Annotated in this window: 8 protein-coding genes and 3 rRNA genes; 6 read left to right on the top strand and 5 right to left on the bottom strand. The window is 65.1% G+C overall.

All coding sequences use genetic code 11. The annotated features are described in order from the left end of the window. The first annotated feature begins 10 nt into the window (after positions 1 to 10). Positions 11 to 1429: an ATP-binding protein gene (locus tag OG892_RS21535; RefSeq protein WP_328866123.1), complete on the top strand. Its 1419-nt coding sequence runs from the start codon at positions 11 to 13 to the stop codon at positions 1427 to 1429. Between the two features lies 1 nt (position 1430). Continuing rightward, positions 1431 to 2981: a type IV secretory system conjugative DNA transfer family protein gene (locus OG892_RS21530; RefSeq protein ID WP_371630001.1), complete on the top strand. Its 1551-nt coding sequence runs from the start codon at positions 1431 to 1433 to the stop codon at positions 2979 to 2981. Positions 2982 to 3009: 28 nt separating this feature from the next. Here OG892_RS21530 and OG892_RS21525 read toward each other — a convergent pair whose 3' ends face one another. Then, a complete protein-coding gene (locus tag OG892_RS21525; protein WP_073733119.1) occupies positions 3010 to 3567 on the bottom strand; it encodes a GNAT family N-acetyltransferase in 558 nt (185 codons plus the stop codon). 142 nt (positions 3568 to 3709) lie between these two features. Between OG892_RS21525 and OG892_RS21520 the strand changes: the two genes are divergently transcribed. The 4 genes from OG892_RS21520 to OG892_RS21505 all read left to right on the top strand — a co-directional run bounded on the left by OG892_RS21520 (position 3710) and on the right by OG892_RS21505 (position 7440). Continuing rightward, positions 3710 to 4648 (top strand): ATP-binding cassette domain-containing protein, encoded by a 939-nt coding sequence (locus OG892_RS21520; protein WP_371630000.1) that lies wholly within the window; start codon positions 3710 to 3712, stop codon positions 4646 to 4648. After that, positions 4645 to 5436: an ABC transporter permease gene (locus tag OG892_RS21515; protein ID WP_371629999.1), complete on the top strand. Its 792-nt coding sequence runs from the start codon at positions 4645 to 4647 to the stop codon at positions 5434 to 5436. Before OG892_RS21520 ends, OG892_RS21515 begins: the two co-directional genes overlap by 4 nt. Positions 5437 to 5506: 70 nt before the next feature. Then, a complete protein-coding gene (locus OG892_RS21510; RefSeq protein WP_371629998.1) occupies positions 5507 to 6778 on the top strand; it encodes a sensor histidine kinase in 1272 nt (423 codons plus the stop codon). Continuing rightward, entirely contained in the window at positions 6775 to 7440 is a 666-nt protein-coding gene (locus OG892_RS21505; protein ID WP_073733123.1) for a response regulator transcription factor, read from the top strand. The genes OG892_RS21510 and OG892_RS21505 overlap by 4 nt, the downstream gene beginning before the upstream one ends. Positions 7441 to 7531: 91 nt before the next feature. Here the strand turns inward: OG892_RS21505 and rrf are convergent. From rrf to OG892_RS21485, 4 genes are all read right to left on the bottom strand, one after another. Next, positions 7532 to 7648, bottom strand: a 5S ribosomal RNA gene (rrf, locus tag OG892_RS21500). Positions 7649 to 7727: 79 nt separating this feature from the next. Then, positions 7728 to 10852 (bottom strand): 23S ribosomal RNA (locus OG892_RS21495). A 307-nt stretch (positions 10853 to 11159) separates the two neighbouring features. Continuing rightward, positions 11160 to 12685 (bottom strand): 16S ribosomal RNA (locus OG892_RS21490). Together the 16S, 23S and 5S rRNA genes form the textbook arrangement of a ribosomal RNA operon. Before the next feature lie 682 nt (positions 12686 to 13367). Further along, positions 13368 to 13922 carry a MarR family winged helix-turn-helix transcriptional regulator gene (locus OG892_RS21485; protein WP_073736553.1) on the bottom strand — a complete coding sequence of 185 codons (555 nt, stop codon included), beginning with the start codon at positions 13920 to 13922 and terminating at the stop codon, positions 13368 to 13370. Positions 13923 to 14013: the final 91 nt, after the last annotated feature.

Here is a 14013-nt window from a genome sequence, read left to right as displayed (position 1 = left end):
CGGTCACGCCATGCGAGATCCGCTGTCCGCGTTGTCGGACGCCTTTACCGCCTTCCTCTTCGGGAAGGTGGAGACGACCCGGCTGCCCGTCCGCACCTCGACCGGACAGGCGCAGGCGGTCTACCTGCCCACCGCCGCCCCCGGCCTCGGCGACTCCGGCGTGATCATCGGCCGTGAGGTGTACTCCGGCAAGGGCTACATCTACGACCCCTTCCAGCTGTACGGACAGCAGCTCCCCGCCCCGCACTGGCTGGTGCTCGGTGAATCCGGCAACGGCAAGTCCGCGCTGGAGAAGACGTACGTGCTCCGCCAGCTCCGCTTCCGCGACCGCCAGGTCGTCGTCCTGGACGCCCAGGGCGAGGACGGTGTCGGCGAATGGAACCTCATCGCCCAGGAACTGGGCCTGACCCCCATCCGCCTCGACCCCACCTCCGCGCTCAACGGCGGCATCCGGCTCAACCCGCTCGACCCCGCGATCACCACCACCGGACAGCTCGCCCTGCTCCGCACGATCATCGAAGTCGCCATGGGCCACGGCCTCGACGAACGGTCCGGCTTCGCGCTCAAGGTCGCGCACGCCTTCGTGAACGAGACGAAGAACGACCGCCAGCCCGTCCTGATGGACATCGTCGACCAGCTGCGCCACCCGGAACCCGAGTCGGCCGAGGCGATGAACGTCGACATAGACGACGTACGGGCCTGGGGCCTGGACGTCGCCCTCGTCCTGGACCGGCTCGTCGACGGTGACCTCCGCGGCATGTTCGACGGGCCGACGTCCGCCGACATCGACCTGGACGCCCCCCTGATCGTCTTCGACCTCTCCCACATCGACCGCAACTCGATCGCCATGCCGATCCTGATGGCGATCGTCGGCGTCTGGCTGGAGCACACCTGGATCAGGCCCGACCGGAAGAAACGCATCTTCCTGGTCGAGGAGGCCTGGCACATCATCAACTCCCCCTTCGTCGCCCAGCTCTTCCAGCGTCTGCTGAAGTTCGGCCGACGGCTCGGGCTGTCCTTCGTCGCCGTCGTCCACCACCTCAGCGATGTCGTCGACGGAGCCGCGGCACGGGAAGCGGCGGCCATCCTCAAGATGGCCTCGACCCGCACGATCTACGCCCAGAAGGCCGACGAGGCCAGAGCCACCGGCCGGGTCCTCGGGCTGCCCCGATGGGCGGTCGAGATCATCCCCACGCTCACCCCGGGCATCGCCGTCTGGGACGTCAACGGGAACGTACAGGTCGTCAAACACCTGATCACCGAGGCCGAACGCCCCCTCGTCTTCACCGACCGCGCCATGACCGAGTCCTCCGCCATCGACCTGCTCCCGGAGGACGTACGCGCCGCCGAACTGGAGGCCGAGCAGCGCGCGGCCCGGATCGAGAACCAGCAGCGGCTCAACGAGTCGTCCGAGTCAACGGTGGCATGACATGGCAGGGCGCGGCGAGGCACGGTCCGGCGGCAACGGGGGCGGCAGCGGCGGCATCCCCGACGGACTGCTGATCGCCCTGCTGGCCTTCCTGCTCGGGCTGACGCTGCTGGCCTGGACGGCCACCGGCCTGTCCGGGCTCCTCTCGCACGGCGCCTGGCCGCACGGCGTCACCCTCGCCGAGACCCCGCTGGCCATGCGGCGCCTGGTGGAGGCCCCGCACGACCTGCCGGCCGCCTGGCCGACCACCCCGGCGGGGGCGCTCTCCGGATTCGGTCTGTTCTGGGGCCTGTTCATCGGTGAACTGATGGTGCTCGTGGTGCTGACCATCTTCGTCATGGGCGTGGTCGCACGCTGGCGCGACGTACGGTCCCGGCAACGCGCCCAACGGCTGGACCGGTTGGAACAGCTGGAGGAACGCCGACCGGAGCGAGCGGCCCAGCAGCTCCCCAACCTGGAGAAGGGCCAGGGGTACGAACACCAGGCCCCGAGCCCCGCCCCCACGGAACGCCTCCCCGCAACGCAACAACAACAGGCCACAACCACCCCGGCCACCACCCCCGCCACCACCACCGAGCTCCTCGCGACCGCCGCCCCGCTCACCGTGCCCTCCCCCCGCGCCCCCCTCGTCGTCTACGGCCCCGCCGCCACCCGCAGGCCCACCGTCGTCCAGGCGATCAGCGAAGCCGACGGGCCCGTGCTCGTCGTCACCTCGGACCCCAGCGTCTGGGCCGAGACCAAGGACGCCCGCGCCAAACTGGGCCCCGTCCTCATCTACGACCCCGGCCACCTCTGCGACACCCCGGCCCGGCTCCACTGGGCCCCCACCGCCGGCTGCGAACAGCCGGAGCGGGCGGCCGCCCGCTCCGCCGCCCTCCTCGCCCCGGTCCGCCCGCAGGCCCGCATCGACGCGGCGACGGCCGACACCGCAGAGACGCTCCTCCAGTGCTGGCTGCACGCCGCGGCCATCGACGGCCGCCCCTTCCGCCAGGTCCACCGCTGGGCCCTGGGCGGCGCCGCCCACGAACCGGTGCGGCTGCTGCGTACCCACCCCAAGGCCGCGTCCGGACTCGCCGGACTCCTGGAGTCCGCGCTCACCGCGCACCCCGAACGCCGCGAGATGGCGCAGGAACTGACGGTCCGGGCCTTCGGCGCACTCTCCTCGGTCCACGTCCGCGACGCCTGCACCCCCAATCGGGCCGATGCGCTCGCGCTGGAATCTTTCGCGGACGAAGGGGGCACGCTCTATGTGGTGGGTGAACCCATCGAGAATCCGCGATCGAGCCCCGGAGCCATGCCCCTGCTCACGGCGCTCGCCTCAGACGTGGTCGAGCACGGCCGCCGCATGGCCGCACGGTCATCCGACGGTCGGCTCGACCCACCAATGACGCTCGTCCTCGACGACGTCGCAGCCGTCGCACCCCTGCCCCGACTCCCCGAACTGCTCGCGACCGGCAACAACCTGGGCCTGCCCACCGTCGCCCTGCTCCGCTCCCCCGAACAGGGCCGCGCCCGCTGGACCCAGCAACTCCAGACGCCGACCGCCCCCTGACCCACCCGGGCCCGCCCCCGCCCCACCCCTACGGCCGGGCCACCGCGTACTCCAGTTCACGAGCCGTCGGGTCGCCCAGGACCGGCACCGTCTCGCCGGTCGGCACGAACCCGATCCGGCGGTAGAACGCGGAGGCACGCAGGTTGTCCTCGTGCACGTACAGCCGTACGCGTTCGATCCTCGGCCCGCCCAGCGACCACGCCCAGTCCAGACCGGCCCGGAACAGTTCCCCGGCCACGCGCCCGCCCCGCGCCTCGGGGCGTACGAACACCCCGACCACATGCGCCTGGTGGACGTCGGCCGCCGCACCGAACGCCACCTCCCCGTCCGGCCGCTCGACCAGCACGGTCACCGAACCCGCCCAGCTTCCGTCCGGCGCCACCGCGACGAACTGCCGCTTCTCACCGTCGCCCGACTCCGAAGAACCGGCCGCCCGCTCCTGCCAGAACGCGTCGGGCTGCTCCACGCCCTGCTCGTACGTCTCCAGGAACGCCAGCGGCGCCACCGGGTCCCGCAGCGCGGCCAGCCGGAGTTCCTTCACCAGCTGCCACTCCTCGGCCCGCACCGGCCGTATCACGTAGTCCATGCGCCGATCCTCACCTGCCGCCGACGGCCGTGCAAACGAGTTCCCGCCCCGACCCCGGAGTCGTACCCCGGTACTACGCGCGCCGCCACCTGCCACCCCCGGTCCGACGTTCCGCGCCCGCCCGCTCCGTAGCGTCGACCGCATGATCAGGGCATACGAACTCACCAAACGGTACGGGGACACCACCGTCGTCCAAGACCTCGACTTCACGGTCCGCCCCGGCATCGTGACCGGCTTCCTCGGCCCGAACGGCGCCGGGAAATCGACCACCATGCGCATGCTGCTCGGCCTGGACGCCCCCACCCGAGGCCGTTCGACGATCGGTGGACGCGCGTACGCCGGCCACAGCGCACCGCTGACCGAAGTCGGCGCCCTGCTGGAAGCCCGTTCCGTCCACCCCGGCCGCACCGCCTTCCACCACCTGATGTCCCTCGCCCACACCCACGGCATCCCCCGCAGCCGCGTCGAGCACGTCCTCGACCTGGCCGGACTGACCTCGGTCGCAGGGAAGCGGATCAAGGGATTCTCACTCGGCATGGGCCAACGGCTCGGGATCGCCGCCGCACTGCTCGGCGACCCGGCCGTCCTCATCCTCGACGAACCGGTCAACGGCCTCGACCCCGAGGGCGTCCTGTGGATCCGAAACCTGCTCAGGTCCCTCGCCGGGGAAGGCCGCACGGTCCTCGTCTCCTCGCACCTGATGAGCGAGATGGCGCTGACCGCCGACCACCTCGTCATCATCGGACGCGGCCGCCTCCTCGCGGACACCACCGTCGACGACTTCGTCGCCATGGCCGGCGGCGCCTCGGTCCGCGTCCTCACCCCACAGGCCCCCGCCCTGCGCGACCTCCTCCAGGGCCCCGGCATCGACGTCACGGGCCCTGCCGCCACCGACATCGGCGAGCTGGAGGTCCGCGGCGCGGACGCCGCCCACATCGGCCGGATCGCGGCCGCGCATGCCATCCCGCTGTACGAACTCACACCGCGCACCGCCTCACTGGAACAGGCCTTCATGGACCTCACCCAGGAATCGGTCGACTACCGGATCACCGCCCCCGAACCGACCGGAGCCCTCGCATGACCACCGTGGCCGTCACCCCGCACCCCTACCGCGTCACCCCGGCCCGGGTACTGCGCTCCGAGTGGCACAAACTCCGGTCCCTGCGCTCGACCTGGATCACTCTGGGATCAGCCGCCGCTCTCGTCCTCGCCGTCGGGATCCTCATGGGCACGACCTATACGTCCGGGGGCGGCGACTCGGACGTCGACACGGTCGTCATGGTCCTCTACGGCACCACGCTCGGCACGCTCTGCACCGTCGTGCTGGGCATCCTGGTCACGGCGGGCGAGTACTCGACAGGCATGATCCGCGCCTCGCTCACCGCCGTACCCCGACGGCTCCCGGTCCTCTGGGCGAAGGCCGCGGTCTTCGCCGCCACCGTGTTCACCGTCATGCTCGCCACCTCGCTGGTCACCTTCGTCGTCGCCCAGTTCTTCCTCGACGACACCGACCAGGCCGCCTCCCTCACCGACCCCGGCGTCCTGCGCGCCATAGCGGGCAACGCCGCCGGGACCACACTCCTCAGCCTGATCGCCCTGGGCCTCGGCGCCCTGCTCCGCTCGACCCCCGGCGCCATCGGCGCGTTCATCGGGGGCGTGATGGTCCTTCCGGAGGTGCTCTCCATGCTTCCCTACGAAGCGGTGGAGACCGCCGTCCGCTATTTCCCCACCCAGGCCGCCGGCGTACTCGGCTCCGCCACCCCGCTCCCCGACGCCGCCTCCAACGGCGCCGCCCTGCTCGCCCTCGTCCTCTGGGCCTCGGCCGCACTCCTCGCGGCAGCCGCCCTCCTGCGCCGCCGCGACGCATGAGGCGGACGGGGCCACAAAGGAGGGTGTCAGGATCGCAGGGGAGACGAAGGACGATCGGGGGGACGCGGACATGACGGGCGACAGGGACACCGCCACCGACCGCGCGGGGACACCGCGCCCCAGCCCGCTCACCGGGCACATTCAGCGACAACTCCAGCGCATCCGCGCGGCCGACCGCCGCAGGCCGGCCGTCTGGGACGGACTGCTCACCACGTTCTGGATCCTGTTCGCCGTGCTCGACGTCTCCTCGCGCGGCTGGCGCACCGTCGCCATCGACCCGAGCGTGTCCCCCCGGCTGGTGCTGCTGCTGAGCGCCGCGTTCTCCGCGCCACTCTTGTGGCGCCGCGGCCACCCGCTGGCCGTCCTGCTGTTCATGACCCCGTTCGCACTGGTCAACGTCTGGACGGGGGCGGTCATCCAGGCCGCCTTCCTCCAGGAGATCGTGGTCTTCAACATCGCGCTCCGGCTGCCGCTGCGCACCCTGGCCCTGTCCGGCGGGATCGTGCTCGCCCCGCTGGCGATCGGCTCTGCCCACTTCCCGGAGCACTGGAACCAGCTCATCGTCCCCCACCTGTACGCGTTCGTGTTGGCGTCCCTGTTCGGCATCGTCTTCCGGACCCGCAAGGAGTACACGGAGGCCCTCGTCGACCGCGCCAACCGGCTCGAACTCGAACGGGACCAGCAGGCCCAGCTGGCCGCCGTCGCCGAACGGACCCGGATCGCCCGGGAGATGCACGACATCATCGGCCACAACCTGTCCGTCATCACGGGGTTGGCCGACGGCGGCGCGTACGCCGCGGCCAAGAGCCCGGAACGGGCCGCCCAGGCCCTCGACGCGATCGGCACCACCAGCCGCCAGGCCCTCGCCGAACTCCGCCGCCTGCTCGGAGTCCTGCGCGATCCCCCCGACCGCGCCGACCGCACCCCGCAACCGACCCTCGACGACATGGACACCCTGCTCACCGGCGTACGGACGGCAGGTCTTCCCGTACGACTCAGCAGCCGTGGCACCCCACCGGCCGTCCCGCCCACCGCAGGACGGCAGTTGACCGTCTACCGGGTGGTACAGGAGGCGCTGACCAATACGCTGAAGCACGGCGGCGGACACTCCGCCCTGGCCGCCGAGGTCACCCTGACCTACCGGCCGAACGAGCTGGAGGCCGTGATCACCGACAACGGAACACCTGCTCACGGCGCCGCCGCACCGGACGGCACCGGGCAGGGCATCACGGGCATGCGTGAACGCGCTTCCCTGTACGACGGCACCGTAGAAACGGGCCGGCCCACCGGCACAGGCTGGCGGGTACGGCTCCGGCTCCCTCTGGAGGACTCCCCCTCGTGACGACCGTGCTCATCGCGGACGACCAGCCGATGCAACGCTTCGGATTCCGCATGCTGTTGGAGAGCCAGGACGACATGACGGTCGTCGGCGAGGCCGCCAACGGCCACGAGGCCCTCCAACTCGTCGCCCGGCACCAGCCGGACGTCGCCCTGATGGACATCCGCATGCCCCTGCTCGACGGCATCGAGGCGACCCGCCGCATCATCAGGACCGGTTCCCGCACCCGCGTCCTCATCGTCACGACGTTCGACCTGGACCGGTACGCGTACGACGGGCTGCGGGCCGGCGCGAGCGGCTTCCTCATCAAGGACGCGATGCCGGAGGAGCTGCTCTCCGGCATCCGTGCGGTCGCGAGCGGCGACGCGGTGGTCGCCCCCAGCCTGACCCGCCGCCTCCTGGACGCGTACGTCCAGCATCTGCCGACGACCCCCGGCGGACCCGCGACGCCCGATTCGCGCATCGGGACCCTCACCGGCCGGGAACGGGAGATCCTCACCGTCATCGGCCAGGGCTGGACCAACTCGGAGATCGCGGAGCGATTGCACCTGGCCGAATCAACCGTGAAGACCCACGTCTCCCGCATCCTCGCGAAAACCGGTGCCAGGGACCGCGTCCAGGCAGTGATCCTGGCGTACGACACCCACCTGGTCACCGCGGGCTGAGAAAGGTAAGGGCCTTCTGGTCTGGTGGTCTGGTGGGGAACGCAGAAAAGCCCCGTGCCACAAGGGCACGGGGCTCAACTATTTAAAAGGAGTTCGGCGGCGTCCTACTCTCCCACAGGGTCCCCCCTGCAGTACCATCGGCGCTGAAAGGCTTAGCTTCCGGGTTCGGAATGTAACCGGGCGTTTCCCTAACGCAATGACCACCGAAACACTATGAAATTAACCAACACCGGAACAAAACACGGCCGTTCGTTATTTCAGAACTAACACAGTGGACGCGAGCAACTGAGGACAAGCCCTCGGCCTATTAGTACCAGTCAGCTCCACCCGTTACCGGGCTTCCACATCTGGCCTATCAACCCAGTCGTCTACTGGGAGCCTTAACCAATCAAGTTGGTGGGAATACTCATCTCGAAGCAGGCTTCCCGCTTAGATGCTTTCAGCGGTTATCCTTTCCGAACGTAGCCAACCAGCCATGCCCTTGGCAGGACAACTGGCACACCAGAGGTTCGTCCGTCCCGGTCCTCTCGTACTAGGGACAGCCCTTCTCAATATTCCTACGCGCACAGCGGATAGGGACCGAACTGTCTCACGACGTTCTAAACCCAGCTCGCGTACCGCTTTAATGGGCGAACAGCCCAACCCTTGGGACCGACTCCAGCCCCAGGATGCGACGAGCCGACATCGAGGTGCCAAACCATCCCGTCGATATGGACTCTTGGGGAAGATCAGCCTGTTATCCCCGGGGTACCTTTTATCCGTTGAGCGACAGCGCTTCCACAAGCCACTGCCGGATCACTAGTCCCGACTTTCGTCCCTGCTCGACCCGTCGGTCTCACAGTCAAGCTCCCTTGTGCACTTACACTCAACACCTGATTGCCAACCAGGCTGAGGGAACCTTTGGGCGCCTCCGTTACTCTTTAGGAGGCAACCGCCCCAGTTAAACTACCCATCAGACACTGTCCCTGATCCGGATCACGGACCCAGGTTAGACATCCAGCACGACCAGAGTGGTATTTCAACGACGACTCCACAACCACTGGCGTGGCCGCTTCAAAGTCTCCCACCTATCCTACACAAGCCGAACCGAACACCAATATCAAACTATAGTAAAGGTCCCGGGGTCTTTCCGTCCTGCTGCGCGAAACGAGCATCTTTACTCGTAGTGCAATTTCACCGGGCCTATGGTTGAGACAGTCGAGAAGTCGTTACGCCATTCGTGCAGGTCGGAACTTACCCGACAAGGAATTTCGCTACCTTAGGATGGTTATAGTTACCACCGCCGTTTACTGGCGCTTAAGTTCTCAGCTTCGCCGACCCGAAAGTCAGCTAACCGGTCCCCTTAACGTTCCAGCACCGGGCAGGCGTCAGTCCGTATACATCGCCTTACGGCTTCGCACGGACCTGTGTTTTTAGTAAACAGTCGCTTCTCGCTGGTCTCTGCGGCCACCCCCAGCTCAGGAAGCAAGTTCCCTCACCAGTGATGGCCCCCCTTCTCCCGAAGTTACGGGGGCATTTTGCCGAGTTCCTTAACCATAGTTCACCCGAACGCCTCGGTATTCTCTACCTGACCACCTGAGTCGGTTTAGGGTACGGGCCGCCATGAAACTCGCTAGAGGCTTTTCTCGACAGCATAGGATCATCCACTTCACCACAATCGGCTCGGCATCAGGTCTCAGCCTTAATGTGTGACGGATTTACCTACCACACGGCCTACACCCTTACCCCGGGACTACCACCGCCCGGGCTGGACTACCTTCCTGCGTCACCCCATCGCTTACCTAATACAAGTCTGGTTCGTCGGCTCCACCACTACCCTCAACTCCGAAGAGATCGGGCCGGCTTCACGGACTTAGCATCGCCTGATTCAGTACTGGGCGTTTCAAAGCGGGTACCGGAATATCAACCGGTTGTCCATCGACTACGCCTGTCGGCCTCGCCTTAGGTCCCGACTTACCCTGGGCAGATCAGCTTGACCCAGGAACCCTTAGTCAATCGGCGCACACGTTTCTCACGTGTGTATCGCTACTCATGCCTGCATTCTCACTCGTGAACCGTCCACAACTCGCTTCCGCGGCTGCTTCACCCGGCACACGACGCTCCCCTACCCATCCACACAGGCGTTGGCCCTATATGTGTGAATGACACGACTTCGGCGGTACGCTTGAGCCCCGCTACATTGTCGGCGCGGAATCACTTGACCAGTGAGCTATTACGCACTCTTTCAAGGGTGGCTGCTTCTAAGCCAACCTCCTGGTTGTCTCTGCGACTCCACATCCTTTCCCACTTAGCGTACGCTTAGGGGCCTTAGTCGATGCTCTGGGCTGTTTCCCTCTCGACCATGGAGCTTATCCCCCACAGTCTCACTGCCGTGCTCTCACTTACCGGCATTCGGAGTTTGGCTAAGGTCAGTAACCCGGTAGGGCCCATCGCCTATCCAGTGCTCTACCTCCGGCAAGAAACACACGACGCTGCACCTAAATGCATTTCGGGGAGAACCAGCTATCACGGAGTTTGATTGGCCTTTCACCCCTAACCACAGGTCATCCCCCAGGTTTTCAACCCTGGTGGGTTCGGTCCTCCACGAAGTCTTACCTCCGCTTCAACCTGCCCATGGCTAGATCACTCCGCTTCGGGTCTTGAGCGCGCTACTAAATCGCCCTATTCGGACTCGCTTTCGCTACGGCTTCCCCACACGGGTTAACCTCGCAACACACCGCAAACTCGCAGGCTCATTCTTCAAAAGGCACGCAGTCACGACTGCATGTGCAAGCACATACAGCGACGCTCCCACGGCTTGTAGGCACACGGTTTCAGGTACTATTTCACTCCGCTCCCGCGGTACTTTTCACCATTCCCTCACGGTACTATCCGCTATCGGTCACCAGGGAATATTTAGGCTTAACGGGTGGTCCCGCCAGATTCACACGGGATTTCTCGGGCCCCGTGCTACTTGGGTGTCTCTTAAACGAGCCGTTGATGTTTCAGCTACGGGGGTCTTACCCTCTACGCCGGACCTTTCGCATGTCCTTCGCCTACATCAACGGTTTCTGACTCGTCTCACAGCCGGCAGACTGTGAAAAAGAGATCCCACAACCCCGCATGCGCAACCCCTGCCGGGTATCACACGCATACGGTTTGGCCTGATCCAGTTTCGCTCGCCACTACTCCCGGAATCACGGTTGTTTTCTCTTCCTGAGGGTACTGAGATGTTTCACTTCCCCTCGTTCCCTCCACACTGCCTATGTGTTCAGCAGCGGGTGACAGCCCATGACGACTGCCGGGTTTCCCCATTCGGACACCCCCGGATCAAAGCTTGGTTGACAGCTCCCCGGGGCCTATCGTGGCCTCCCACGTCCTTCATCGGTTCCTGGTGCCAAGGCATCCACCGTGCGCCCTTAAAAACTTGGCCACAGATGCTCGCGTCCACTGTGCAGTTCTCAAACAACGACCAGCCACCCATCACCCCACCCTTACCGGATGAGTTCACTGGGGCCGGCAACCGAAGGACGACCATGACGGCCGTACCTTCAGATACCCAACAGCGTGCCCGACCCGACCGATCACTTCCCACATTCCACGCCGAAGCAGTACTAGTGAAAAACAACCTGTCGTGCCGAATAGTCAACGTTCCACCCATGAGCAACCAGCACCGAACATTCGCCGGTGTACTGGCCTCTGACCAAAGCCCGTAGACCCTGGTAAGAAGTGCTCCTTAGAAAGGAGGTGATCCAGCCGCACCTTCCGGTACGGCTACCTTGTTACGACTTCGTCCCAATCGCCAGTCCCACCTTCGACAGCTCCCTCCCACAAGGGGTTGGGCCACCGGCTTCGGGTGTTACCGACTTTCGTGACGTGACGGGCGGTGTGTACAAGGCCCGGGAACGTATTCACCGCAGCAATGCTGATCTGCGATTACTAGCAACTCCGACTTCATGGGGTCGAGTTGCAGACCCCAATCCGAACTGAGACCGGCTTTTTGAGATTCGCTCCGCCTCGCGGCATCGCAGCTCATTGTACCGGCCATTGTAGCACGTGTGCAGCCCAAGACATAAGGGGCATGATGACTTGACGTCGTCCCCACCTTCCTCCGAGTTGACCCCGGCAGTCTCCTGTGAGTCCCCATCACCCCGAAGGGCATGCTGGCAACACAGAACAAGGGTTGCGCTCGTTGCGGGACTTAACCCAACATCTCACGACACGAGCTGACGACAGCCATGCACCACCTGTACACCGACCACAAGGGGGGCACCATCTCTGATGCTTTCCGGTGTATGTCAAGCCTTGGTAAGGTTCTTCGCGTTGCGTCGAATTAAGCCACATGCTCCGCTGCTTGTGCGGGCCCCCGTCAATTCCTTTGAGTTTTAGCCTTGCGGCCGTACTCCCCAGGCGGGGAACTTAATGCGTTAGCTGCGGCACCGACGACGTGGAATGTCGCCAACACCTAGTTCCCAACGTTTACGGCGTGGACTACCAGGGTATCTAATCCTGTTCGCTCCCCACGCTTTCGCTCCTCAGCGTCAGTAATGGCCCAGAGATCCGCCTTCGCCACCGGTGTTCCTCCTGATATCTGCGCATTTCACCGCTACACCAGGAATTCCGATCTCCCCTACCACACTCTAGCCTGCCCGTATCGACTGCAGACCCGGGGTTAAGCCCCGGGCTTTCACAACCGACGCAACAAGCCGCCTACGAGCTCTTTACGCCCAATAATTCCGGACAACGCTTGCGCCCTACGTATTACCGCGGCTGCTGGCACGTAGTTAGCCGGCGCTTCTTCTGCAGGTACCGTCACTTTCGCTTCTTCCCTGCTGAAAGAGGTTTACAACCCGAAGGCCGTCATCCCTCACGCGGCGTCGCTGCATCAGGCTTTCGCCCATTGTGCAATATTCCCCACTGCTGCCTCCCGTAGGAGTCTGGGCCGTGTCTCAGTCCCAGTGTGGCCGGTCGCCCTCTCAGGCCGGCTACCCGTCGTCGCCTTGGTAGGCCATTACCCCACCAACTAGCTGATAGGCCGCGGGCTCATCCTTCACCGCCGGAGCTTTTAACCTTCCCCCATGAGAGGGAAAGTGTTATCCGGTATTAGACCCCGTTTCCAGGGCTTGTCCCAGAGTGAAGGGCAGATTGCCCACGTGTTACTCACCCGTTCGCCACTAATCCACCCCGAAGGGCTTCATCGTTCGACTTGCATGTGTTAAGCACGCCGCCAGCGTTCGTCCTGAGCCAGGATCAAACTCTCCGTGAATGTTTTCCCGTAATCGGGATCACAACACGAGAGCGGAACAGTCGAGTCGGAATAAGACCGACTGTTCACTGTGTCCTCGCTATGTGCATTGCCTGGTAGAACCCACAAGTGGGTCTGCCAGGACTTTCAAAGGAACCTCGAACCTGCCGAAGCAGGTCGGGGTATCAACGTATCTGGCGTTGACTTTTGGCACGCTGTTGAGTTCTCAAGGAACGGACGCTTCCTTTGTACTCACCCTCTCGGGCTTTCCTCCGGGCGCTTCCCTTCGGTCTTGCGTTTCCGACTCTATCAGACTCTTTCGTGTCCGATTCCCGGTCGAAGCGGGCCTCGCATTTTCGCTTTCCAGTTCTTCGCTTTCGCGTTTCCCTTTCCGGCGAGTCCGACTCTATCAGATCCTTTCGGGCCCGATTCCCAGTCAGTGGGGTTTGTCTTCCCGGCTGTTGGGCCGTTCCGACGTCTCAAACTCTAGCGGATCTTCCCGGCGGCTCATAATCGAGCCTTCGAAATCAATTTCGGCATACCGAAATTCTCCCGAGTGGGAGATCGTGCTGAGTTTTGGTTGCCGCATTCGCGGCGGGATCGGTCGCCACAGAACCGTTCCGGCTCCGTGACAACTCGAAGAACCTTACGGATCGCGGTGGGGCGTGTCAACCCTCCCCGGCCCCGCCCGCGCAGGGGCGGATCAGTCCAGGTCGGTGAGGCGGCCGCCGGCGTCCGGCTGGGCATGCTCCACCCGGCGCAGCAGCCGGATCAGCATCTCGCCGAGGACCCCGCGCTCGTCGCCCGAGAGGTCCTGGAGCAGCTCCTCCTCGAAGTCCGTGGCCATCCGCATCGCCTCCAACCACTTCGCCCGCCCCTCGTCCGTCAGCTCGACGATGACGCGGACCCGGTTGTTCTCGTCGCGGTCGCGGGTGACGAGGCCCTCGCCCGCCATCCGGTCGATGCGGTGCGTCATCGCGGCAGGGGTGAGTCCGAGCCGCTTCGCCAGCTCCCCCGGACCCAGCCGGTACGGGGTGCCGGCCAGTACGAGGGTCTTGAGGACCTCCCACTCGGCGTTGCTGATGCCGAGGGCGGCGACCTGGCGTCCGTACGCCACGTTCATCCGGCGGTTCAGCCGGCCGAGCGCGGAGACGACCTGCTCGACCTGTGGGTCCAGGTCTCGGTACTCGCGCTGGTAGGCGGCGATCTGCTCGTCGAGGCTCGGCTCCTGGATACCGGGCTCGGTGGTGTCAGACATGGCGGGCAGTATGGCACGCCGCCCATAGCCGTCGAAGTCCTTCAATCTGTATTGTTGAGCTTCTAACTTTAGTGCTAAAGTCTTCGGGTTC

Origin of the sequence: Streptomyces sp. NBC_00341, assembly GCF_041435055.1 — a bacterium.
Lineage (GTDB): Bacteria > Actinomycetota > Actinomycetes > Streptomycetales > Streptomycetaceae > Streptomyces.
The sequence above is the reverse complement of the archived record's forward strand: the minus strand, read 5'-3'. Positions and strand labels throughout refer to the sequence as shown.